Below are 20,769 nucleotides of genomic sequence, written 5' to 3'. Positions count from 1 at the left end.
GTGTGTCAGAACTCGCGCAGTGTCTCGCGCAGGGTGTTCTCGGTGTACTCGGTCCGCGTCAGGCCGAGACGCTGCAGCTCAGGCACCAGACCGTCGGTGATCGACGAAATGTACTGCCGGTTGAGATCCCAGCCCGGCTTCATGATCAAGAAACCGTCACCGCCGATCTCCTCCATGGCCTCACCCATTTCGCGTGCGACCGACTCCGGCGTGCCGACGAACTCGATACCGGTGGTCGCCCAGTCGATTGCCAGCTGGCGCAGCGTCTTTGGTCCCGGGCTACCGTCACCGCGCATGAAATGCTCCAACGAGCCGCGCTCGCCGTTGGTGGTCAGATCCGCGGGTAATGGTTCATCCCAGTCGAACTGCTTGAAATCGATCTCGGTGTTGGAGGAAATCCCGACGAGTTGCTTCTCGATATAGCTGTCCACCGAGGTCAGTCGGTCGATCTCCGCTCGGGCCTCGGACTCGGTCGCCGCGACCACCGGTGAGACACAGAACATCAGCTTGATGTCATCGGGGTTGCGTCCCGCAGCCGCGGCCCGAGCGCGAATATCGTTGCGGTACTCGCGCATTCCTTCTACGCCGGTGCCGACCGCGACGATCGAATCGGCCGCGCGGGCCGCGAAGGCCCGACCGCGCGGCGAGGCCCCGGCCTGCAGGATGGTCGGCCGGTGCTGCGGGGACGGGATGGTGTTGAGTGGCCCCCTGGACTTGAAGTACTTTCCGACGAAGTCGATCGGGCGGACCTTGTTGAAATCGGCGTAGGTGTGGGTTTCCCGGTCCATCACCACCGCGTCGGCATCCCAGGAGTCCCAGAGCTGGGTGACCACGTCGAAGTACTCGTCGGCGACGCTGTACCGCTCGTCGTGCTCGGGCAGGCCGTCAAGGCCGAAGTTCTGTGCGGCCCGGTCCTCGGCGGAGGAGACGATATTCCAGCCGAAGCGCCCTTCGGCGATCGAATCTACGGTCGAGGCCAACCGGGCCAACAAGTATGGCGGGTAGAACGACGTCGACATCGTGGCCACCACGCCGAGGTGCTCGGTCTTCGCCGCGATCAGCACTGCCAACGGAATCGGATCGTGTTTGGGCGCGAACACCGAGTTCTTCAGCGCGCCTTCCATCGAACTGCCGTAGGCGTCGGCCACCATCACGGTGTCTTCGATCATGATGAAGTCGAAGCAGGCCCGTTCCATGCTGCGCGCCATGTCGACGTAGAACTTGCCGTTGGACCAGTTCGCCACATCCGGTGAGGCCCAAGGCGAATCCCATTCCGGCGGAATGAAGTTCATGAACCAGCCCAGGTGGAACTTCTTCGTCACAGTCTTCTCCTTTGTCGGTACGGGTATCGCTTCAGTTGACGAGCAGCTGGTCAATCTGGCCGTTGGTCAGCAGGCAGGACGCCAGGTGCCGGGTGGTGTCGTCGGTAGACAGCAGATTCGGCACGTCGCTGGCGCAGCGCTCCACCCGCTCGGTGCAGCGGGGGTGAAACGAGCATCCGGACGGGATCGACAATGGGCTGGCCGGTTCACCGGGTAACCGCACCGGTTCCTTACCCGGGCTGGGCACCGCAGCCAGAAGTGCCTTCGTGTAGGGGTGTTTCGGGTTGTTGATCAGTGCCTCGGTCGGTGCCAGCTCGACGATCTGACCGAGGTACATCACTGCGATCCGGTCGGCGATGAAGCGCGCGGCGGCCAGGTCGTGGGTGACGAACATGACCGCCATACCCAGCTCGCGCCGCAGCTCCTGCAGCAGGTTCAATACCGACGCCGCCAGGGACGCGTCGAGCGCCGAGGTCGGTTCGTCGCACAGGAGCAGTCGGGGCGGCACGATGATCGCGCGCGCGAAGGCCACCCGTTGGCGCTGACCACCGGAGAGGCTGGATGCCTTGATACTGGCCACATCCGGTGGCAGCCCGACTTGGTGCAGGGCGGCGTCGACCCGTTCCCGGCGTTGGGTCCGCGTCGTGGTTTTCAGCAGCCGTTCGCCGACGATCTCGCCGACCGACATCCAGGGGGTCAGCGATGCGCCCGCATCCTGGAACACCATCTGTGGCCGTTCGCCGATGTACTTCACGGTGCCACCGTCGGGCTGCATCAGCCCGGCCACGACCCGAAGCAATGTCGATTTTCCCGAACCCGATTCACCCACCACCGCAATGGATTCCCCCGGTGCAACATCGAGGATGATGTGACGCAGCGCGTGCAGGTTGTCCTTCCCGAACAGGCCGCGGCGCACCGGGAAGTGCTTGTCGACTCCGTTGATCTGCAGTGCGGGCAGGGTGTCGTCGACGTCCATCATCGGCCCGAACGGCGGGGTCTCCAGGCGGGCCTGGGTCTCGGCGGTTGCGTTGGGCACGATGCAGGCCGCCACACCGGAATGGGTCCTGGCCGGTGTGGGATCCGGTAGCACGTCCGAGCACGCGGGAGTCGAGGCCGGGCAACGCGGCGAGAAGGCACACCCACTGGGATGGTGGCGCGGATCCGGCGGCTGACCCGGCAGCGCGCTGATCGCGTGGCCCAGCGGCAGATCCAGGTCGAGGCGTGAGTTGAGCAGTCCGTAGGTGTATGGATGCGACGGCGCCCGCAGGACCTCGTCCATGGTGCCCATCTCGGCCAGCCGGCCGCCGTAGAGCACCGCGATGCGGTCGGCGATCTGGGAAGCCACCCCGATGTCGTGGGTGACGACGATGAACGATGTGCCCAACTCGCTGCACAGATCGCGCAGCAGGGCCAGCACCTGCGCCTGCACGGTGACGTCAAGGGCGGTGGTCGGTTCGTCGGCGATGACCAGATCTGGTTTACCTGCGACCGCCATCGCGATCATCACGCGCTGGCGCAGGCCGCCAGAGAGCTCGTGCGGGAAGGCTTTCATCCGTCGGGCGGGGTCGGGCACGCCGACCAGTTCAAGCAGGCGCCGTGCTTCGTCGGGATCTTCGGTCAGCTCGGTGATCTGTTTACCGACACGCATCGTGGGGTCCAGCGATGTCATCGGGTCTTGGAACACAGCACCGAGGTGCGCTTTGCGCACGCGGCGGCGTTCAGCGGGGCTGGCCGCGACCATATCGACACCGCAGACTTCGGCAGAGCCGGAGATCACGGGTGCGGGCTGGCCGGCGAGCAGACCCAGTAACGCCATGCCGAGGACACTTTTTCCCGACCCCGATTCCCCGACGAGTGCGAGTACTTCGCCCGGCTGAATATCGAGGCTGACGCCGCGCAGTGCGTTCAGGGGCACCCCGCGGCGCTGGAAGGTGACGTTGAGGTCGCGCACCCTGGCCCGGGGGGTGTCCGGGCCAGGGTGCTGATCGGAAACATCCGCTGGTGCGATGTCGTGCGCGTCGATGCTCATAGCTGACAACCCTCGGTTCCGGTGGGAGGTTCCGAATCGGGGGAGCGGGACCGCGGTCGGCGCTGGCACGGGTTCGCTCAATCGGTGTATCCACAGCAAAGCGGCGGCGCGTGACAGATTTAGGACGCGCCTATGACCATCGGATTGCGCCGTCATATCGCGGATTGAAATCACCTAGAGCACATAGCCCGATTGTCGGCTCCTCCTCATCGCTCGTGCCTCGCTCTGCGTCGTCGACCTGGCGCGGCGCAATCCAAGCTTTACCCCTGGACCGGGCCGGAGAAATTTGCTTCTCGTTAACTGCAACGATGAACAGGTTGAAGTGGTCGTCGGCCAGTGGGAGAGTGCGCTCATGACAGTCGTAGTGGTAGGAAATCCGAAACCGATGTCGCGGACGCGGGCCGCCGCTGAGCTGGTGGCCGAGAAGCTGACCGGCACCGCTCCCGAGCATGTCATCGACGTCGTCGACCTCGGTCCCGGCCTGCTCGGCTGGGGTGACCCAAAGGTGGCCGAGGCCAAGGAAATTGTGAAGTCCGCCGATTCGCTGGTGGTGGCCTCACCGACGTTCAAAGCCACCTACACCGGTCTGCTGAAACTGTTCCTCGATCAGTTCGGGGCTGGTGAGCTCGGCCAGATCACCACGTTTCCGTTGATGCTCGGTGGCTCGCTGGCGCATGCGCTGGCCCCCGAGTTGACGCTGCGACCTGTCCTGGTCGAGATCGGGGCCAGCTGCCCGGCACCGAGTCTGTACCTGATCGACACCGAATACGAAACCTCGCCGGAGCTGGAAAAGTGGCTCAGCGTCGCCCGTCGCTTCGTCCCGCAGGTGTCCGCATGATCACCGCGATCGACGGCAACTTCGACCAGGCCCTGCTGCGGCAGGCCTTCGGAGCCTTCCCTAGTGGCGTCACCGCGTTCTGCGGTCTGATCAACGGCGTTCCTGAGGGGATGGCGGCCAGTTCGTTCACCTCCGTTTCCCTTGACCCGCCGCTGGTTTCGGTCTGTGTTGCCAACACCTCCAGCACGTGGCCCAAACTGGCGGAGCTAGAGCACCTCGGGCTCAGCGTGCTGGCCAACGAGCACACAACGGTCGCGCGGTCGCTGGCGTCGAAGACCGGTGACCGGTTCAGCGGTGTCGACTGGACCTCGACCGACACCGGTGCGGTGTTTGTGCACGGGTCCACACTGTGGCTCGAATGCGTACCGTTCAAGCGGGTCGAGGCCGGCGATCACGAGATCGTCGTGCTGCAGATCGTTGCGCTGGCGGTATACCCCGATGTTGCTCCGATGGTCTTCCACCGCAGCAACTTTCATGGTTTGGCTACCGCGGGTTGATATCGGCCAAAGCGCGCTGCCGGACTCGACGATCCGGCAGCGCGCTTGCTGGCCTAGGTTTTTGTGGGCACGTCAGGTCCTCTTGAGTGCGGGCGGCCAGAAGATCTGCGGGTAGAACGAGTTGCTCTCGATACCGGTCAGGCTCTTGTGTGTGATCGTCGAGTTCGGCGGCAGGCATAGCGGGATCCAGATCGCGTCATCGATGACGATCTTGCTGCATTGCTGGTAGATGGCATTCATCTGTTCCTTGTCCGGCGCCCGGACGGCCTGGTCCATCAACCCGTCCAGTTCTGTGTTCGAGTACTGGAAGAAATTCAACGGCGCCGCGCCGGTACGCAGCAGAATCCGGAATGTGGTGTCCAGGTGCAAGGTGTCGCCACCGAGGAAGGCCACCATCAGATCGGGCCGCTTCTCGGGCGGTTGATTCGACAGGTCGAACATTTCCGCCACCGGTAGCGTTCGGACGGTCACATCGAGACCCAGTGTGGCCAGCTGATTCTGGATCAGCTCGGCCATCTGTTGGCGGGGTGCGCCGCCGTCGGCGGCCCAGGCCAGGTCGACCTTCTTCGATGGGAGTGAACCGATCATCGCCGTCAGCGCCGCGGGGTCGACATCGGTCGGGAAGGGAGCCATCGCGGGGGGTAGGGACTCGGTAGGCCACATCGACTCCTGGGCCGTCGCCAATCCGCCCCACGCGGTATCGACGATGGTCTTGCGATCCAGGGCGGTCATCATCGCTTTCCGCAGTGCCAGGTTGGCGAAGATCCCCGAGGTGGGATTGAGCCAGATGGCTTCGCCGACACCGCCGATGGCGTTCACCACCGAGAACTTCGCATTCTGTTGATAAGCAAGCACATCCGGGATGGAGAAGCCTTTCGACACCAGGTCGAAGGCACCAGAGTCGAGCTGCAGCTTCTGGCTGGTGATATCCGGGGTGATGTTGATCCGGATGGTCTCGAATGGCGGCTTACCCTGCCGGTAGTCGGGGAATGCGGTCAGCGTGTAATGGCTGCCTGGGACGAACTCCGTGATCGTGTACGGACCGCTGCCCGCGTCATGAGTTTTGAGCCACTCCTGCGCCAGGTCGTCACCAATGGCGTTCTTGGCCACCGTCGTCGGGCTCACCGCGAACGGCTGCCACGGGCAGGCCAGGTAGTGCATGAAGGCGTTGTTGGGTTCTTTGAGAGTGACCACGAACGTCGTCGGATTCGGCGCCTCAGTCTTGACCACGCCCGCCACCATGTACGCGGGGCCCTGGTTGACCTTGGTACGGCGCTCAAAGCCCTTGATCCAGGATGCGGCGTCGACCGGCGTGCCGTCGTGGAACTTCACGTCGGGTTCCAACGTGAACGTGTAGGTCAGCTGATCGGGGGAGAGCGTCCAGGACTTGGCCAGCTGCGGGATGATTTCTGCAGAACCTGGCTTGTAGCGGACCAGTCCCTCGTAGGCGAACTCCATCAACTGGGCGCCTTCGCCTTCGTACATGATGTCGGGATCGGGCACCTGCATATCCGCCAGGAACGGCATCTTCAGCGTCAGGGTGTCGCCACCGGCCGATCCGCCGCCTGCCCCGCCTCCAGCGCCGCAGGCGGCTGCCAGGGCCGCGAGGCTGACTCCGCCAATGGTGATGCCGCTGGCCTTGAGGAAGGCGCGGCGATCCCATTCTATGGCGGGGGCGGACGGATTATTGTTCGGGCGTGTTTTCTGGAACACGAATTCCTCCTGCTCGGATCAGCTTGACCGAGTCACGGCTCTCGTTGGCGCTCCTCCGCGCAAGTACACCGGCGTTGCGTGACGCCTCCGCGTCACATCGGTACCTCTCGTATTACGCCGGTAAACACCGCCGCCGGTTCGCCGACCGGTCAGAACTCCAGCAGGTTCTCGCGGAACGTACTGTGCTGGTACCCATCTCGGATGAGTCCGCGCTTGCGCAGTGCCGGTGACAGACCATCGGCGATCTCGGCGATGTTGCGTCGGGTGACCACAGGGGAGAGTAGGAAGCCGTCGCCGCCGACTTCTTCCATGGCCTCGCCCATCTTGGCCGCGACGGTGTCCGGCGAGCCGACGAAGGCGAGGCCGGCATGGGTGTCGACGGTGGCGATGGCCTCCCGCAGTGTCTTACCCCTGGCGCCCTCGATGAAGGTGCGCAGTGTGCTGGTCTCGCCGTTGCCCCAGACGTCGGGGACTTCCTTGTCGAGGTCGAAGGTGGAGAAGTCGAACTCGCCGCCGGAGGTGTAACTCAAACCCCATAGCGCCTTTTCGATCGCGTGGTCACTCCACCGTGCCTCTTTCATGTCTTCTTCCCTGGCATGGGCGACCCGGTCGCTGTCGCCCAGAATCGGGTCGATCAGGAAGAGGATTTTCAGCGTGCTGGGATCGCGACCGTATTCCTTCATCCGGCGGTGCATATCGAGCCGGAATGCTTTCATGCTCTCGATGCTGGTGCCGTGCGCCAACATTGACTCCGCGTACCTGGCCGCCAGGTCGCGTCCGGCGGGTGAGGCACCCGCCTGCACGATCACCGGTCGGCGCTGAGGGCCGGGAATGGTGTTCAGCGGCCCCCTGGTCCGGAAGTACTTCCCCTCGAAGTCGACGGGGTGCACCTTGGTGTGGTCGGCGTAGCGGGGCGTCTCCTGGTCCACCAGGACGGCACCTTCTTCCCATGAATCCCACAGCGCACCAACTGCTTCCATCCATTCGGCGGCCATTCCGTAGCGCTCGCTGTGCAACATCAACCCGTCGTAGCCGTACTGTTGCGCGGCGCGGTCCGAGCTCCCCGTCACCACGTTCAGTCCGACGCGGCCCTCGGTGAGGTGGTCCAGGGTCGTCATCGTCCTGGCCGCCATGAACGGGTGGTAAAAACTCGTCGACAGGGTGACCGCGATCCCGATGTGTTTGGTGCGCTGCGTCAACAGCGGAATCAGTGGCACCGGATCGCATTTCGGTGCCAGCATCCCGTATTTGAGGGTGGTCTCCATGGAGCGGCCGTAGGCATCTTCGACCATGCTGGTGTCCTCGACCAATAGATAGTCGAAGCGGGCCCGCTCCAGTGATGCGGCCAGGTCGACGAAGAGGTCACCCTTCATCCAGTCGTGGCCCGTATTACCCGCCCACGGGTCCAGCGCCCACGTTTGCGCACTGAATCCACTGCCCATGAACCAACCGAGATGAAACATATGGACCTCCCTCAGGTGGGTCCAATGTGGCGTGCCGATGTTTCAGACGGCGGGGTCAGATGATTGCGTCCGCATTGCGCTGTTCACAATCCCAGATCGTGATAGATGCCCGGCCGTTCGGCGATCGCGTCGGGCAGGGGAAAGATCACCCAGTCGTGGATCTGGCCCTTGCGCAGTTCGAAGGTGAAGATCGAACTGGGATTGTCGGCGACTTTCTGTTGCAGGGCAAGGACACTGGCCGCGGTCAGATCGAGTGACCCGGCGTAGACCGCGGTTTGCGGCAGGCTGTCGAGCGACCCGAACAGCGGACTGACCAAGGGGTTGAGCGTCCCGTCCGGATCCTCAGGGGTCTGTAGGCCGTTGGCCCAGGTGAAGGCAGCGCCGGACCCTGACACCAGAGCGAGTAGCGGATCGTCGATCAACCCGACATAGGGATTGGTGTCGCTGAGATCGAGTGCGGGCGATAGCAGGACCATGCGGCTGGGCAGGTGATCGGCCAGGCACTCCTGGTCGCCGTCGCACCGCCGGACCAGCTCTTGGGCGGCTGCCATGGCAATGGTGCCGCCGGCGGAGTCGCCGAGGACACTGACGTTCTCGGCCCCGTGTGCGGCGACCTGGCCCGCGATGAAATCGGCCATCGTCGGGATGACGGTGACGGCGGTTCCGCCGGTGCCTGCCGCATTGGCCAAGGGGTACAACGGCACGATGACGGTGGCGCCGGTATCACGAGCGGTATCGGCGTAGGTCCACCAGTGAAAGAAGCTGGCCTGCAAGGTGAACGAACCACCGTGGATGCCGATGACTACTTCCCCGGTCGGCTCGGCCGGTGTCAGCGTCCACACCTTCCAGCCGTCGTACTCGTCGTTGGTGACGTTGAGGCCGTGGGTCAGGATGCCCGGCGGAATACCGTCGGTAAACAGCGGGATACTGGCACCCGAGCCGGCGATATCGGCGCCGAACAGATCGACGATCGGTTTGAGCAGGCGCAGTCCGGTGACCAGAGCTTGGGAGACCAGCGACGGTTCGCCGGTGAAAGTCGCGTCCAGGGTCGGGGCGGATTTGGTGGCGAGATTACGTCGGGTGAGCCCCAGCAGTGCCTCCAGCGGGGGCGGATCGGCGGGGGTGGTCGGAACAGTGGTGGACGACGACAACGCTGCGGGTGCCTTGCGTGTGCTCGCCGAGCTTGTCGTCACGGTGTTGGCGCGCAGGCGTTGCGGTGCGGAGCGGGCGCCGGTGGACTTCGACCGAGCGGATTTCGCCGACCTCGATGTCGAAGAGGCCGACGCCGAGGAGGCCGACGCAGACGCAGATGACGCCGACGCCGTCCCCTCCGCCTCTGCTTGTGCCGAGCCGCAACCGAGGGTGATCAGGGCTGCACCGATGCCCATGGCCACGGCTAGCCCGCCCGTGCGGCCCACATAGGTAGTCATGGGCGAAAACTAACAACCGCGCTAATTACCTGAGGCGGGTTTGGCCGGATTGGCGCTCGGTCAGCCGGCCATGAACTCGGAGTATGCCGCCGCCAGGTTGGCAGGCAACACCTGCACATTGCACTGATCCTGGGTATTGCCGATGGGCGCCAGGATGCCGCGCAGATCGTGGTACTCGCCGGGGTTGGCCGTGAAATAGCTCCGCAGGTTCGCCGATGCCTCGGCCTGCGGCTGGTTCTGCGCGGCCGTCACGGCCTGGTTGGCACCGGGATGCGCATCGAGGTACTGCCGGGCGGAGATCGTCGTCGTCGACACGGTGTTGGCGATCCCGCCGGGGCTGCAGTCCGCAGGCGCAGCCGTGGCGATCGGTGCAGCCAAGGTGGCCGCCGCGAAGCCGCTGATGGCGCAGGCACTGGCGATACGAACGAATGTCATGTGATGTCCTTACATAGCTTTGAACAGGTCATCCCCCGATCCCTGCCCTGTTGGCTACCCGAACGCGCCCTGATGAACACATCCGCTCGCTAGTAGCGCTCGTCGACTGTGCAGGGTCTTGTCGAAGAATCGGCAAATTCTCGACGACTTCCTGCACAGTCGGCGCCACGGCGCCACGGACAAAACACCAGGTCAGCCGCGCGGGAACTGCGGGCCCGAGTACTTCTCCCAGGGGGAGTAGTCGGCGATCAGCTCATCCTGCGGTGGCCGCCGATCCTCCGGCACGTGCTGCAGATTGATCCGGATCCGGTACCAGATCGAGCTGGGGCCGCGCATACCGTCGACCAGCACATCGATGGGTTCCAGCCGTTCGGCGGCGTCGGGGTAGCGCTGTTTCCACGTGTCCAGCGCAGCCATCGCCTCGTCTTTGGTCTTGGTCCTGGCGATCTCGATCAAGGGCATCTGAGACACCCTGTTGCCTGACCCATCGCCGCGGCGCGCGCCCTTGGGGGCCTTCTCGGCGGGACCCAACTCCTCGGCCAGCGCCAGCAGCCGATCGAGGCCGCCGGCAGCCGCGTCGGGAGAGTCCATCCCGGCCCACGGATCACCGATGGCGGCGAACCGTTGCGGCACGGTAGCGACGGTGAACTCTTCCGGACGGCAACCGGGCACCTCGGCCCAGTGCAGCGGTGTGGAGACCCTGGCGTCGGGTAGGGCCCGCACCGAGTACGCCGACGCGACGGTCCGGTCCTTTGCGTTCTGGTTGAAGTCGACGAACACCCCCTGGCGCTCCTCCTTCCACCAGCGGCTGGTGGCCAGCTCCGGTGCTCGGCGTTCCACCTCCCTGGCCACGGTCTCCGCGGCCAGCCGGACCTGCCGGTAGGACCAGTTCGGTGCAATCCGGGCATAGATATGGAACCCGCGCGACCCTGACGTCTTCGGCCACGCGGCCAGACCGTGATCGGAGAGAACCTCTCGCGCCACCAGGGCGGTATCGACGATCTGTTGCCAGCCGACGCCGGGCATCGGGTCGAGGTCGACACGTAATTCATCGGGATGTTCCAGGTCACCGGCCTGCACCGGGTGTGGGTTGAGATCCACACAGCCGAGGTTGACCGCCCACGCCAAGCCGGCGGCATCGTGGATCACGGCTTCCTTGGCCGATGTGCCCGAGGCGTATTTCAGCTCCGCGACGTCGATCCAGTCCGGTCGTTTCTCCGGCGCCCGCTTCTGGAAGATCGCCTCCTGGTTGATCCCCTTGACGAAGCGTTTCAGGATCATCGGGCGGCCGGCGACACCGCGCAGCGCCCCGTCGGCCACCGCCAGGTAGTAGGCGATCAAGTCAAGCTTGGTCAGTCCCGCTTCGGGGAAGACCACCTTGTCCGGATGCGTCACAGATATCTGACGACCGGCCACCTCCAGCAAAAACGGTCCGGCCATACCGTCATGGTAATTTCCCAACCGTTCTGCGACGCCCGTCACATATTGTGGTGCGATGCCGAACCTGACAGATGTGCCGTTGCAGATTGCCGCCAAAGCGCAGCAGTATTTCGAGCGAGGGTCCGCTGAGCTGCACTACGTCCGCAAAATGATCGAAGCGGGTGTGTTCAAGCTGGAGAACCCGCAGATCGTCGCGGGCATGATCGGCGATATTCGCAAGTGGGGCGAATTCGGCATGATCCCCGCCCTCAACGCCCGCCGGACGCCCAACGGCGTCGCCATCATCGACGACGACGGCGAGATGACGTTTCGGGAGCTCGATGAGGCCGCCCATGCGGTGGCCAACGGCTTGCTCGCCATGGGCGTCAAGGGCGGCGACGGGGTTGCTCTGCTGATCCGCAACCACCGCTGGTTCCTGGTCGCGTTGTACGGGGCCGCGCGGACCGGTGCCCGGCTGATCTTGCTCAACAGCGAATTCTCCGGGCCGCAGATCAAAGAGGTGTCCGAACGCGAAGGCGCGAAGGTCATCATCTACGACGACGAGTACACCTCTGCGGTGGCGAAGGCCGAGCCGCCGCTGGGCAAGATGCGGGCTCTGGGCACCAACCCCGACAAAGAGGAGCCGTCCGGTTCGACGGACGAGACCCTGGCCGAGCTGATCGCGCGCAGCAGTAAACAGCACGCGCCGAAGGCCACCAAGCACTCGAAGATCATCATCTTGACCAGCGGCACCACCGGCACACCCAAGGGCGCCAACCGCAGCTCGCCGCCGTCGCTGGCCCCCATCGGCGGGGTGCTTTCGCACGTGCCATTCAAGGCCGGTGAGGTGACGTCGTTGCCGGCACCGATGTTCCATGCGCTCGGCTTCCTGCACGGCACGATCGCCATGATGCTGGGTTCGACGCTGGTGCTGCGGCGGCGGTTCAAACCGTCGACCGTGCTCGAAGACATCGAGAAGCACAAGGTGACGGCCATCGTGGTGGTGCCGGTGATGTTGTCGCGCATCCTGGACCAACTGGAAAAGACCGATCCCAAGCCAGATCTGTCGACCCTGCGGATCATCTTCGTATCGGGCTCTCAACTCGGCGCCGAACTCGCCACCAGGGCGATGAAGGATATCGGCCCGGTCGTCTACAACCTTTATGGCTCAACGGAAATCGCGTTCGCGTCGATCGCGCGGCCGCAGGATCTGAAGAAGAACCCGTCGACGGTCGGCCCCGTCGTCAAGGGGGTCAAGGTCAAGCTCTTCGATGAGAACGGCAAGGAAGTACCCAAGGGTGAGGTGGGCCGCATCTTCGTCGGGAACACCTTCCCGTTCGAGGGGTACACCGGCGGTGGCGGCAAGGCGATCATCGACGGGCTGATGTCGTCCGGCGATGTCGGCTACTTCGACGAGCACGACCTGCTCTACGTCAGTGGGCGCGACGACGAGATGATCGTGTGCGGCGGCGAGAACGTGTTCCCCGCCGAAGTCGAAGATCTGATCAGTGGGCATCCCGAGGTCGTCGAAGCCACCGCGCTGGGCGTCGAGGACAAAGAGTGGGGCCACCGACTGCGGGCGTTCGTGGTGAAAACCGAAGGCGCCACTGTCGACGAGGACGCGATCAAGCTCTACGTCAAGGAGAACCTGGCCCGGTACAAGGTGCCGCGTGAAGTCATCTTCATGGACGAGCTGCCGCGGAACCCGACGGGCAAGGTCCTCAAGCGGGAATTGCGCGAAATCGAGGTCGAAAGCTGACGAGCCACGCTAGGGCCGCCAGCCGAACCCACCATTGACGTAATCCGATAAGCACCAAGGGTTGTCCCGGCAGGCGATGATCGCGCCTGCGTCGGGGGCAGCGCCCCGCACACGATTACCACGCGGCGGCAGGTTGCAGTTCTGGATGTACGGGTTGAGCGGAACTATCCCGTTGACGCAGGGCGCAGCTACCGCCGACACCGGCGGGTCACCGACGAGCTGGGGGCCCACGATAAGACCCGTCAGCAGCGCCGAACAGGCGACGATGCGCCCGACGGTCCGCTGACGAGTGCTCATCGTCTGACGGTACGCCCGCCCTACGGGTCGCGGGGTAATCCGAGCAATCGTTCGGCGATGATATTCAGCTGCACCTCGGTGGTGCCGCCGTAGATGGTGGTGGCCCGGCTACCCAGCAGCCACTCGACCCACTTGCCAGACAGCGTTTCAAGATCGCCGATAACCGCATCGGTGCCGAATGATTCGACCGCGAACTCCGCGTACCCCTGCCCGGTTTTCATCGACAACAGTTTGGAGATCGCCGCCGACGGCATCGCGTCACCACCGGCGAGCGTCAGCAGGGTCGAACGCAGGTTGAGCAGTTTGGCCGCATGTCCTTCGGCGATCAACTGGCCGGCCCGGTTCTGGGCGATCTGGTCGAACTGACCCGCTTTGACGAAATCGACGAAACCGTCCAGGGTGGCCAGGAATCCGGGCTCGCTGCTACCGATCGACACCCGCTCGGCGGTCAGTGTGTTGCGGCTGACCTCCCAGCCGCGGTTGACCTCGCCGAGCACCATCGCGTCCGGGACGAACACATCGTCGATAAAAACGGTGTTGAACATCGCGTTGCCGGTCAGCTCACGTAGGGGTTTGACCTCGACACCCTCGCTGGCCATATCGAGCAGGAAGTAGGTGATGCCATTGTGTTTGGGGGCGGTGCTGTCGGTGCGCGCCAGTAGTGCACCCCACTGCGAGAACTGGGCGCCGGTGGTCCAGATCTTCTGGCCGGTGATCCGCCAGCCACCGTCGACCTTGGTGGCCTTGGTGGACAGGCTGGCCAGGTCGGAGCCGGCGCCAGGCTCGGAAAACAGCTGACACCAGATCATTTCGCCGCGGAACGTCGGCGGCAGGAACCGTTGCTTCTGCTCATCGGTGCCGAACGCCACGATCGAGGGGATGATCCACGCCGCGATACCCATCGGTGGCCGCTTGACCTGCCCGGCCGGGAATTCTTGGGCGATGATGATCTGCTCGATCGGGCTCGCCCCCCGGCCCCACGGGGTGGGCAGGTGTGGCTGTACCCAGCCGCCCTCGGCGATCGCGACAAGACGCTCGTCGCGCGGAAGTGCTTTCAGCCCAGCGACTTCGGCACGGATCTCGTCGCGGAGCTTCTCGGTATCCGGATCGAGGTCGATGGCGATGGTGCGCATACCGGTGGACGTCGCGGTATCGACGACGCGCTGCGGGTAATCCGACGCCCGCCCGAAACAGGCGGCCAGCAGCAGCGCGCGGCGGTAGTAGACGTTGGTGTCGTGTTCCCAGGTGAACCCGATACCGCCGTGCACCTGGATGCAGTCCTGCGCGCAGTGCTGGGCGGCGTGCGGTGCCAGCGTCGCGGCGACAGCGGCGGCGAACGCGGCATGCGCGTTCTCGTCGCCGTTATTCGCGTCGTCGAGCGCCCGCGCCGCGTCCCAGACGGCAGCCGTGGCCCGTTCGGTGACGGCGATCATCTCGGCGCATTTGTGCTTGACGGCCTGGAACTGGCCGATCGGCCTGCCGAACTGCTCGCGGATCTTGGCGTAGGCCGACGCAGTGTCGGTCGCCCAGCGCGCGACGCCGATCGCTTCGGCGGACAGCAGGGTCGACATCAGGGCGCGGGCATCCTCGCGGCTGAGGTTGCTCAACACCCGGTCGTCGCTCACCTCGACGGCGTTGACGCGCACATGCGCGACGGGACGCAGCGGATCGACGCTGTCCACGGGGACGATTTCGAGGCCCTCGGCGTCGAAAACCACCCATTCCTCGCCGCTTTCGATCGAGACGGGCAGGACCAGCAGCGATGCCTGTGCGGCGGCGGGAACCGCGCGCACCTCACCGCGGATCACCAACGCGTCTCCCTGCCGGGTCGCGGTCAGGCCGGAATCGATGGCGTACGCGGCGATCGCGGCACCTGAGGCCAGGTCGGTCAGCAGCTTCGATTCGGGGTCGTGCGCGGCGATCAGCGCGCTCGCGATCGCCGACGGTACGAAGGGGCCAGGCACTGCGCCATAACCGAATTCGGCAAGCACAATCGCCAGCTCGAGAATGCCGAAGCCCTGTCCGCCGACGGATTCGGAGAGGTGCAGCCCCTGCAGTCCCTGCTCGGCGGCCGCACGCCAATACGGCGGCGGGTTCACTATCGGCGTCTCGAGGGCCTCGTGCAGCACATCGGACGGTGCGACGCGTTCGACCAGAGATCGCACCGAATCGGCGAGGTCAGCGTGCTCGGAATTGACGGCGATCGGCATACGTTGCCTTCCCTATTAACCGGTGGGTTGGGAGCAAGAGTACCTGCGACTCACACCGCGTTGACAACCGAGTACGGCGGCAGCCCATCGCGCACCCTGCGGCAGTTGCTGATGGCAGCCGTCAGATAGCGGGTCATCGTGTCGGCGGTGTACCAACTGACGTGAGGGGTGAGCAGCACATTGTCGAGCTTCAGCAGCGGATTGTCCGGTGCGACGGGTTCCTCGGTGAACACATCCAGGGCTGCCGCGGCCAACCGGCCGCTGCTGAGGGCATCCACCAGGGCGGCCTCGTCGACCACGCCACCACGCGACGTGTTGACCAGGACGGCATCGGATTTCATCTTCGCCAGGGCGTTGGCGTCGATCAGCCGTTCGGTGGCGGCCGTCAGTGGCAGGTGCAGCGAGACGATATCGCTGTTCTTCAGAAGCTCGTTGAGCGTCGTCCAGTGGAGGTGAAACGGGTCGCGCGCGGAGGTGGTGTGGATGACGTTGGCACCCATGCTGCGCACGATCTGTTCCACCCGCTTGGCGACGTTGCCGTAACCCACCAGCCCAACGGTGCAGCTGCCGAGATCGCGCACCGTCTCGCCGAGGTCGGGATCCGATGGCCAACCCTGACCCGCCCTGGTGGCGCGGTCGAGCGCAAGGAGTCGTCGCAGCGCGGCCAACATCATCATCACGGTGCCTTCGGCGACCGATGGGGCGTTCGCACCGGGCATGTTCGCGACGGCGATACCTCGCGCAGTGGCGCTGTTGATGTCGATGGTGTTTACCCCTGCACCCAGCTTGTGGATCAGGCGCAGTCGGGGTGCGCGTTCCATCTGAGCAGCGGTCAACGGCCGAAGCACGTGCCAGATGACATCAGCCTCAGGTAACTCTCGGTACAGCGCGGCGTCGTCATCTTCGGCAACCCATCGGATATCGAGCCAATCTGCCTCGGCGGCAACCTGTTCGAGAACTCTGCTGCCAGGAGTGAAGTGCGCGAGGACTCTCACCGCCACCTTTTCGCTATCCATTTCGCGATCGTATCGGCCTGCTCACTGCGTGCCCCAGGGGTGGTGAAGTAGTGGTCGGTGTCGATCGAGCACAGCTTTTTGTCCGTGCCGGCGAGCGCGTCGAAGATGCGCTTGGCGTCGGAGGGGAACACCCCGGTGTCCTGGTCGGCGTTGATCACCAGTGCCGGGCAATCGATGCGCGCCAGATGCGGTTCGGCCCGCGTCTGGGCGTGGCGCAGGCTCCACATCCCGATCCAGTTCCGCAGGGTGCAGGCCGCGGCGATGCCGTGCGTCGAGCGGTTCGCCTTGGCCGGCACCCCGGCGTAGCAGAGGTTGGGCTGGCGTTTGGTCGGTTCGATCGTCGGGTCAACCATCCGCGGATCGGCCCAGGTCCGCATGACGGTGAACGGGCGGTCGGAAAATCCGGCCGCGCGCACGCGGGCGAGTTCGGCCTCGGCCCAGTCGGTGATGGCGTCGTTGCGGGCGGTCTGGGCGGCCCGATAGCGGGTGAGGAAATCGGCGCTGAACGGACGACCGTTCCGCTCGTCGAACAGATCCAGCGCGGGGTCTGCGGCCACCGGATCGTTCTCATCGACGACGGCGGCATCCATCCAGGCAGTCAGCACGTCGGGGCGGCCGGGATGCGCCGCACTGGCGATATAGCCGTCGGCGGGTGGTAGTTCGTTGAGCCCGGCGGCGGGTCGCATCCCCTCCAACGGTGTCACGTGATGGATCTGCTGTTGGGCGGCCTGGGCCTGCGCCTGATAGGCGGCCATCAGCGAGCCGCCACCGGAATTGCCCAGCAGCACCACGGTGTCCACCCCGGCAGAATCGCGCAGCCAACGCACGCCGACGCCGATATCGACCAACGCGTGATCGAGCAGGAAGCTGCTTTCGAAACCGCGGAAGCGGGTGTTCCAGCCGAGGAAGCCGATACCCCTGGTCGCCATGTAGTCGGCCAGGTAATGCTCGGAAAAGTCGATTTGGTAGTGCGTGGCAATCATCGCCACCTTGGGTTTGCGGCCGACACCGCGGTAATACAGTCCCTGACAGGGGTGCCCACCAGCGCCGTTGCGCTTGGCGGTGGGGGAGGACAGTCCGATGAATTCGCGGATGACACCCGGAGTACCCATTGCCTTCGATGTTAGGTTCGAGAAACGGCTTTGAACAGGGAGGTGCGCGACATGATCAAGCCGCACAACACCAACAGCGAGTTCGAACTCGGCGGTATCAACCATGTCGCGCTGGTCTGCGCCGATATGGCGCGCACAGTCGAGTTTTATTCGGGTGTGCTTGGCATGCCGTTGATCAAGTCGCTGGATCTGCCCGGCGGCATGGGCCAGCACTTCTTCTTCGATGCCGGCAATGGTGACTGCGTGGCGTTTTTCTGGTTCGCCACCGCACCGGACGGGGTGCCCGGCATTTCTGCTCCCGCCGCCATCCCGGGCATCGGCGAGATCGTCAGCGCCGTCGGCTCCATGAATCACCTGGCGTTCCATGTGCCCGAGGAGAAGTTCGACGCCTACCGGCAGCGGTTGAAGGACAAGGGGGTACGCGTCGGCCCGGTGCTCAATCACGACGAGAGCCCGGCGCAGGTGGCCGCAAAACTGCACCCCGGTGTGTACGTGCGCTCGTTCTACTTCTTCGACCCTGACGGAATCACCCTCGAATTCGCCTGCTGGACTAAGGAATTCGCGGCCAACGACACGCAAACGGAGCCCAAGACCGCGGCGGACCGGCGTAGCGCTAGCTGAGATACAGTCTCGGATCGGCGAACCCGTCCAGGATCGACGTCAGCTGATCCACGAGTTCGGTTGCCTCCATGGCTATTTCACCTGCCAGCCAGGCACTGATCGTCTGGCTGACACCCCCGACGACAAAGTGTGCGGTTGCCTTCACGCGGGTGTTCTGTTCGACGCGCAATGCTGACTGGATGTGCTCACCGGACAGCATGGCGAACAGCCCGCCGCGCTCGCCGCGTTTACGCAGCACGATCGCATTGGCGAGTTGAGTACTGAACAGCAGTCGGCCGATCCGCGGGTCGGCGGCGATGGTCGACACGATATTGGCGATACCGGCGCGGTTCTGCTCCGGTACTGGGGCGGCAGCCACCGCAGCCTGGGTGGTGGCGGCCAAGCCGGCCGTCACCGAGTCCACCACCTCGACGACGAACGCGTCCTTATCGGCGAAGCTCTCGTAGAAGTACCGCAAGGCCAGGCCCGCCTGCTGACACACCGCTCGCACCGTCAATTCATCCGGTGCGGACTCCCCGCCGAGCAACTCCAGGCCCGCCTCGAGGAAACTGCGTCTGCGTTGTGCGAGGCGGTCCGATGCCTCGATGCCGCGATACGTCCTGACCTGGGCCACCGGATCATCTTGACACCTGTCCGCCACTACGGGCAATATCAGGAAACATTCGTTCTCACATTTGGTCGCGAGCATTCCGGGGAGTCGAGCCATGACGATTGATGACGGCATGATGGGCGTTGCACTACTGGCCGGGCCGGCCAACGTGATCATGCAGTTGGCGCGGCCGGGCGTCGGCTATGGCGTCATGGAGAGCCGGGTCGAGAGCGGACGGGTGGACCGGCATCCGATCAAGCGGGCCCGCACCACGTTCACCTACCTGGCAGTGGCCTCCATGGGGAGTGACGCGCAGAAGGCGGCATTCCGGCGCGCGGTCAACGGGGCACATGCTCAGGTGTACTCGACCGACGACAGTCCGGTCGCCTACAACGCCTTCGACAAGGATCTGCAGCTCTGGGTCGCGGCCTGCCTCTACAAAGGGGGCGTTGACGTGTACCGAGCCTTCGTCGGCGAGATGGACGACGAGGCCGCTGACCGGCACTACATCGAAGGCAGTGCATTGGGCACGACACTGCAGGTACCGCAGGAGATGTGGCCTGCCGACCGGGCGGCCTTCGATCGCTACTGGCAGGAATCGCTTGACCAGGTGCATATCGACGACGCGATCCGCGAGTACCTGTACCCCATTGCGGTGAACCGGATCCGCGGCGTCCGCCTGCCCGCAGCGATCCGGCAACGGTCCGAGAGCCTGGCGCTGTTGATTACCACAGGCTTTCTGCCACAACGCTTTCGCGATGAGATGCGCCTCTCGTGGGACCCGGAGCGGCAACGCCGGTTCGACCGTCTGGTGAAGGTGATCGGTGCCGTCAACGGCGCCATGCCGCGGTTTCTGCGGCAGTTCCCATTCAACGTGCTGCTGCGCGACGTGGACTGGCGGATCAGGACAGGTCGCCCACTGGTGTAGCGCGTTGCCTCGGCCAGATGCGCACCGACGATGACAGCTGGGACATCACCACAAGCGTTGGCTCGACGGCACTGCTGGTCGCGGCCGCCAGGGCGCTGGAGGCGCACAAGCCAGATGCGCTGGCCGTCGACCCCTACGCTGAGGTGTTCTGCCGGGCGGCCGGGGAACACTGGGCCGACGTCATCGACGGTAAGTCACCCGAGAGCAAGCTGACCGGCGACTTCGGTGCTCATTTCGTCAATTTTCAGGGCGCCAGGACCAGATACTTCGACAACTACTTTGTCCGCGCCGCCGACGCCGGTGTACGTCAAATCGTCCTGCTGGCAGCCGGGTTGGACTCTCGGGCCTACCGCCTGCCGTGGCCCGAAGACACCGTCGTCTTCGAGTTGGATCAGCCCCTGGTCCTCGAATTCAAGCGCGACGTCCTCGCCGGGCGTGGCGACCAGCCGACGGCCGATCGACGCGAGATCGCGGTCGATTTGCGCGACGACTGGGCCACGGCCCTCAACGATGCCGGGTTCGATCGGCACCGACCGGCCGCGTTTCTCGCCGAGGGCCTGATGGTCTACCTGCCTGCCGTCGCGCAGGGCCAGTTGTTCGCGGGGATCGACAGCCTCGCCTGCTCGGGCAGCCACGTGGCTATCGAGGAGGGTGAGCCGATGCCCGACGAGGTCTTCCAATTCCTGAAGGCCCGTGAACAAGCCGAAGGTGCCGACGCCACCTTCTTCGCATTGATCTACAACGAGCAATTCGAGCGCGCCGATACGTGGTTCGGGCGGCACGGGTGGACGCCGGAGCGCACCCCACTGAGTGAGTATCTGGTCCAGATGGGCCGCACTCTGCCTACGGCAGATTCCGAGGCCAGCCAGATGGTTCGGTCGAACACACTGGTCAGTGCGGTGAAGATCTAGGTCCGCTACGTGGGGAGCCCACTTGGGCGATCTCGACTGTTAGGTTATGCGATGCTAACTTCCTGAAGTTAGCGTAGGCATATCTAACTTAAGGAGACGGCGGGGCCGCGCCATGCTGCGCCCGCCTACATCGCCCATGGAAATCGGTAGTGACACCCTTGCGGTGCAGTCGGCAGCAGG

At 64.7% G+C, this 20,769-nt stretch carries 18 protein-coding genes; 6 read left to right on the top strand and 12 right to left on the bottom strand.

The window, feature by feature from the left end:
• Positions 1-5 precede the first annotated feature (5 nt).
• Both ADBZ9O_RS30650 and ADBZ9O_RS30645 read right to left on the bottom strand, forming a co-directional pair.
• Positions 6-1,322 (bottom strand): NtaA/DmoA family FMN-dependent monooxygenase, encoded by a 1,317-nt coding sequence (locus tag ADBZ9O_RS30650; protein ID WP_526527276.1) that lies wholly within the window; start codon positions 1,320-1,322, stop codon positions 6-8.
• 31 nt (positions 1,323-1,353) lie between these two features.
• Positions 1,354-3,351, bottom strand: coding sequence for a dipeptide ABC transporter ATP-binding protein (locus ADBZ9O_RS30645; protein WP_526527275.1), 1,998 nt, complete (start codon positions 3,349-3,351; stop codon positions 1,354-1,356).
• A 352-nt stretch (positions 3,352-3,703) separates the two neighbouring features.
• Here ADBZ9O_RS30645 and ADBZ9O_RS30640 point away from each other — a divergent pair, with 352 nt between their 5' ends.
• Both ADBZ9O_RS30640 and ADBZ9O_RS30635 read left to right on the top strand, forming a co-directional pair.
• On the top strand, positions 3,704-4,189 hold the full coding sequence (locus tag ADBZ9O_RS30640; protein WP_526527274.1) for an NADPH-dependent FMN reductase: 486 nt from the start codon (positions 3,704-3,706) through the stop codon (positions 4,187-4,189).
• Entirely contained in the window at positions 4,189-4,686 is a 498-nt protein-coding gene (locus ADBZ9O_RS30635; protein WP_526533680.1) for a flavin reductase family protein, read from the top strand. Before ADBZ9O_RS30640 ends, ADBZ9O_RS30635 begins: the two co-directional genes overlap by 1 nt.
• 72 nt (positions 4,687-4,758) lie before the next feature.
• On the opposite strand, the gene ADBZ9O_RS30630 is transcribed toward ADBZ9O_RS30635, so the two are convergent.
• The 5 genes from ADBZ9O_RS30630 to ligD form a co-directional block, all read right to left on the bottom strand.
• The gene (locus ADBZ9O_RS30630; RefSeq protein WP_526527273.1) at positions 4,759-6,399 is read right to left on the bottom strand and encodes an ABC transporter substrate-binding protein; all 1,641 of its coding nucleotides are present in this window, start codon (positions 6,397-6,399) and stop codon (positions 4,759-4,761) included.
• 149 nt (positions 6,400-6,548) lie between these two features.
• Complete coding sequence (locus ADBZ9O_RS30625; protein ID WP_526527272.1) at positions 6,549-7,862, bottom strand: NtaA/DmoA family FMN-dependent monooxygenase; 1,314 nt, start codon at positions 7,860-7,862, stop codon at positions 6,549-6,551.
• A gap of 83 nt (positions 7,863-7,945) precedes the next feature.
• Positions 7,946-9,292 (bottom strand): alpha/beta hydrolase, encoded by a 1,347-nt coding sequence (locus ADBZ9O_RS30620; protein WP_526527271.1) that lies wholly within the window; start codon positions 9,290-9,292, stop codon positions 7,946-7,948.
• Positions 9,293-9,352: 60 nt separating this feature from the next.
• Positions 9,353-9,727 carry a hemophore-related protein gene (locus ADBZ9O_RS30615; RefSeq protein WP_526527270.1) on the bottom strand — a complete coding sequence of 125 codons (375 nt, stop codon included), beginning with the start codon at positions 9,725-9,727 and terminating at the stop codon, positions 9,353-9,355.
• 192 nt (positions 9,728-9,919) lie between these two features.
• Positions 9,920-11,167 (bottom strand): non-homologous end-joining DNA ligase, encoded by a 1,248-nt coding sequence (gene ligD / locus ADBZ9O_RS30610; RefSeq protein ID WP_526527269.1) that lies wholly within the window; start codon positions 11,165-11,167, stop codon positions 9,920-9,922.
• 55 nt (positions 11,168-11,222) lie between these two features.
• On the opposite strand from ligD, the gene fadD2 reads away from it, so the two are divergent.
• Positions 11,223-12,905, top strand: coding sequence for a long-chain-fatty-acid--CoA ligase FadD2 (fadD2, locus tag ADBZ9O_RS30605; protein ID WP_526527268.1), 1,683 nt, complete (start codon positions 11,223-11,225; stop codon positions 12,903-12,905).
• A 9-nt stretch (positions 12,906-12,914) separates the two neighbouring features.
• Here fadD2 and ADBZ9O_RS30600 read toward each other — a convergent pair whose 3' ends face one another.
• The 4 genes from ADBZ9O_RS30600 to ADBZ9O_RS30585 are packed head-to-tail and all read right to left on the bottom strand — an operon-like array spanning position 12,915 to position 17,540.
• Positions 12,915-13,202: a hypothetical protein gene (locus ADBZ9O_RS30600; RefSeq protein ID WP_526527267.1), complete on the bottom strand. Its 288-nt coding sequence runs from the start codon at positions 13,200-13,202 to the stop codon at positions 12,915-12,917.
• Positions 13,203-13,222: 20 nt separating this feature from the next.
• Positions 13,223-15,412, bottom strand: a complete 2,190-nt coding sequence (locus tag ADBZ9O_RS30595) for an acyl-CoA dehydrogenase family protein (protein WP_526527266.1) — start codon at positions 15,410-15,412, stop codon at positions 13,223-13,225.
• A 50-nt stretch (positions 15,413-15,462) separates the two neighbouring features.
• Complete coding sequence (locus ADBZ9O_RS30590) at positions 15,463-16,428, bottom strand: 2-hydroxyacid dehydrogenase (protein WP_526527265.1); 966 nt, start codon at positions 16,426-16,428, stop codon at positions 15,463-15,465.
• On the bottom strand, positions 16,404-17,540 hold the full coding sequence (locus ADBZ9O_RS30585; RefSeq protein WP_526527264.1) for an alpha/beta hydrolase family protein: 1,137 nt from the start codon (positions 17,538-17,540) through the stop codon (positions 16,404-16,406). The genes ADBZ9O_RS30590 and ADBZ9O_RS30585 overlap by 25 nt, the downstream gene beginning before the upstream one ends.
• A gap of 51 nt (positions 17,541-17,591) precedes the next feature.
• Between ADBZ9O_RS30585 and ADBZ9O_RS30580 the strand changes: the two genes are divergently transcribed.
• Entirely contained in the window at positions 17,592-18,161 is a 570-nt protein-coding gene (locus tag ADBZ9O_RS30580; protein WP_526527263.1) for a VOC family protein, read from the top strand.
• Here ADBZ9O_RS30580 and ADBZ9O_RS30575 read toward each other — a convergent pair.
• Positions 18,154-18,774 (bottom strand): TetR/AcrR family transcriptional regulator, encoded by a 621-nt coding sequence (locus ADBZ9O_RS30575; RefSeq protein WP_526527262.1) that lies wholly within the window; start codon positions 18,772-18,774, stop codon positions 18,154-18,156. The genes ADBZ9O_RS30580 and ADBZ9O_RS30575 overlap by 8 nt on opposite strands.
• Before the next feature lie 91 nt (positions 18,775-18,865).
• Between ADBZ9O_RS30575 and ADBZ9O_RS30570 the strand changes: the two genes are divergently transcribed.
• Both ADBZ9O_RS30570 and ADBZ9O_RS30565 read left to right on the top strand, forming a co-directional pair.
• The gene (locus ADBZ9O_RS30570; RefSeq protein WP_526527261.1) at positions 18,866-19,678 is read left to right on the top strand and encodes an oxygenase MpaB family protein; all 813 of its coding nucleotides are present in this window, start codon (positions 18,866-18,868) and stop codon (positions 19,676-19,678) included.
• A 17-nt stretch (positions 19,679-19,695) separates the two neighbouring features.
• On the top strand, positions 19,696-20,589 hold the full coding sequence (locus ADBZ9O_RS30565) for an SAM-dependent methyltransferase (RefSeq protein ID WP_526527260.1): 894 nt from the start codon (positions 19,696-19,698) through the stop codon (positions 20,587-20,589).
• Positions 20,590-20,769 lie beyond the last annotated feature (180 nt).

The sequence above is a fragment of the Mycobacterium sp. genome (genome assembly GCF_965229105.1).
GTDB lineage: Bacteria > Actinomycetota > Actinomycetes > Mycobacteriales > Mycobacteriaceae > Mycobacterium.
Note: the sequence above shows the minus strand (reverse complement) of the source record. Positions and strands in the feature narration are given on the sequence as shown.

What these genes read in the sequence shown, in the direction of transcription:
- ADBZ9O_RS30645 (WP_526527275.1), bottom strand. Translation starts at nt 3,351, where the DNA reads ATGAGCATCGACGCGCACGACATCGCACCAGCGGATGTTTCCGATCAG.
- ADBZ9O_RS30640 (WP_526527274.1), top strand. Translation starts at nt 3,704, where the DNA reads ATGACAGTCGTAGTGGTAGGAAATCCGAAACCGATGTCGCGGACGCGG.
- ADBZ9O_RS30625 (WP_526527272.1), bottom strand. Translation starts at nt 7,862, where the DNA reads ATGTTTCATCTCGGTTGGTTCATGGGCAGTGGATTCAGTGCGCAAACG.
- ADBZ9O_RS30620 (WP_526527271.1), bottom strand. Translation starts at nt 9,292, where the DNA reads ATGACTACCTATGTGGGCCGCACGGGCGGGCTAGCCGTGGCCATGGGC.
- ADBZ9O_RS30615 (WP_526527270.1), bottom strand. Translation starts at nt 9,727, where the DNA reads ATGACATTCGTTCGTATCGCCAGTGCCTGCGCCATCAGCGGCTTCGCG.
- ligD (WP_526527269.1), bottom strand. Translation starts at nt 11,167, where the DNA reads ATGGCCGGACCGTTTTTGCTGGAGGTGGCCGGTCGTCAGATATCTGTG.
- fadD2 (WP_526527268.1), top strand. Translation starts at nt 11,223, where the DNA reads ATGCCGAACCTGACAGATGTGCCGTTGCAGATTGCCGCCAAAGCGCAG.
- ADBZ9O_RS30600 (WP_526527267.1), bottom strand. Translation starts at nt 13,202, where the DNA reads ATGAGCACTCGTCAGCGGACCGTCGGGCGCATCGTCGCCTGTTCGGCG.
- ADBZ9O_RS30595 (WP_526527266.1), bottom strand. Translation starts at nt 15,412, where the DNA reads ATGCCGATCGCCGTCAATTCCGAGCACGCTGACCTCGCCGATTCGGTG.
- ADBZ9O_RS30590 (WP_526527265.1), bottom strand. Translation starts at nt 16,428, where the DNA reads ATGGATAGCGAAAAGGTGGCGGTGAGAGTCCTCGCGCACTTCACTCCT.
- ADBZ9O_RS30585 (WP_526527264.1), bottom strand. Translation starts at nt 17,540, where the DNA reads ATGGGTACTCCGGGTGTCATCCGCGAATTCATCGGACTGTCCTCCCCC.
- ADBZ9O_RS30580 (WP_526527263.1), top strand. Translation starts at nt 17,592, where the DNA reads ATGATCAAGCCGCACAACACCAACAGCGAGTTCGAACTCGGCGGTATC.
- ADBZ9O_RS30570 (WP_526527261.1), top strand. Translation starts at nt 18,866, where the DNA reads ATGACGATTGATGACGGCATGATGGGCGTTGCACTACTGGCCGGGCCG.
- ADBZ9O_RS30565 (WP_526527260.1), top strand. Translation starts at nt 19,696, where the DNA reads ATGCGCACCGACGATGACAGCTGGGACATCACCACAAGCGTTGGCTCG.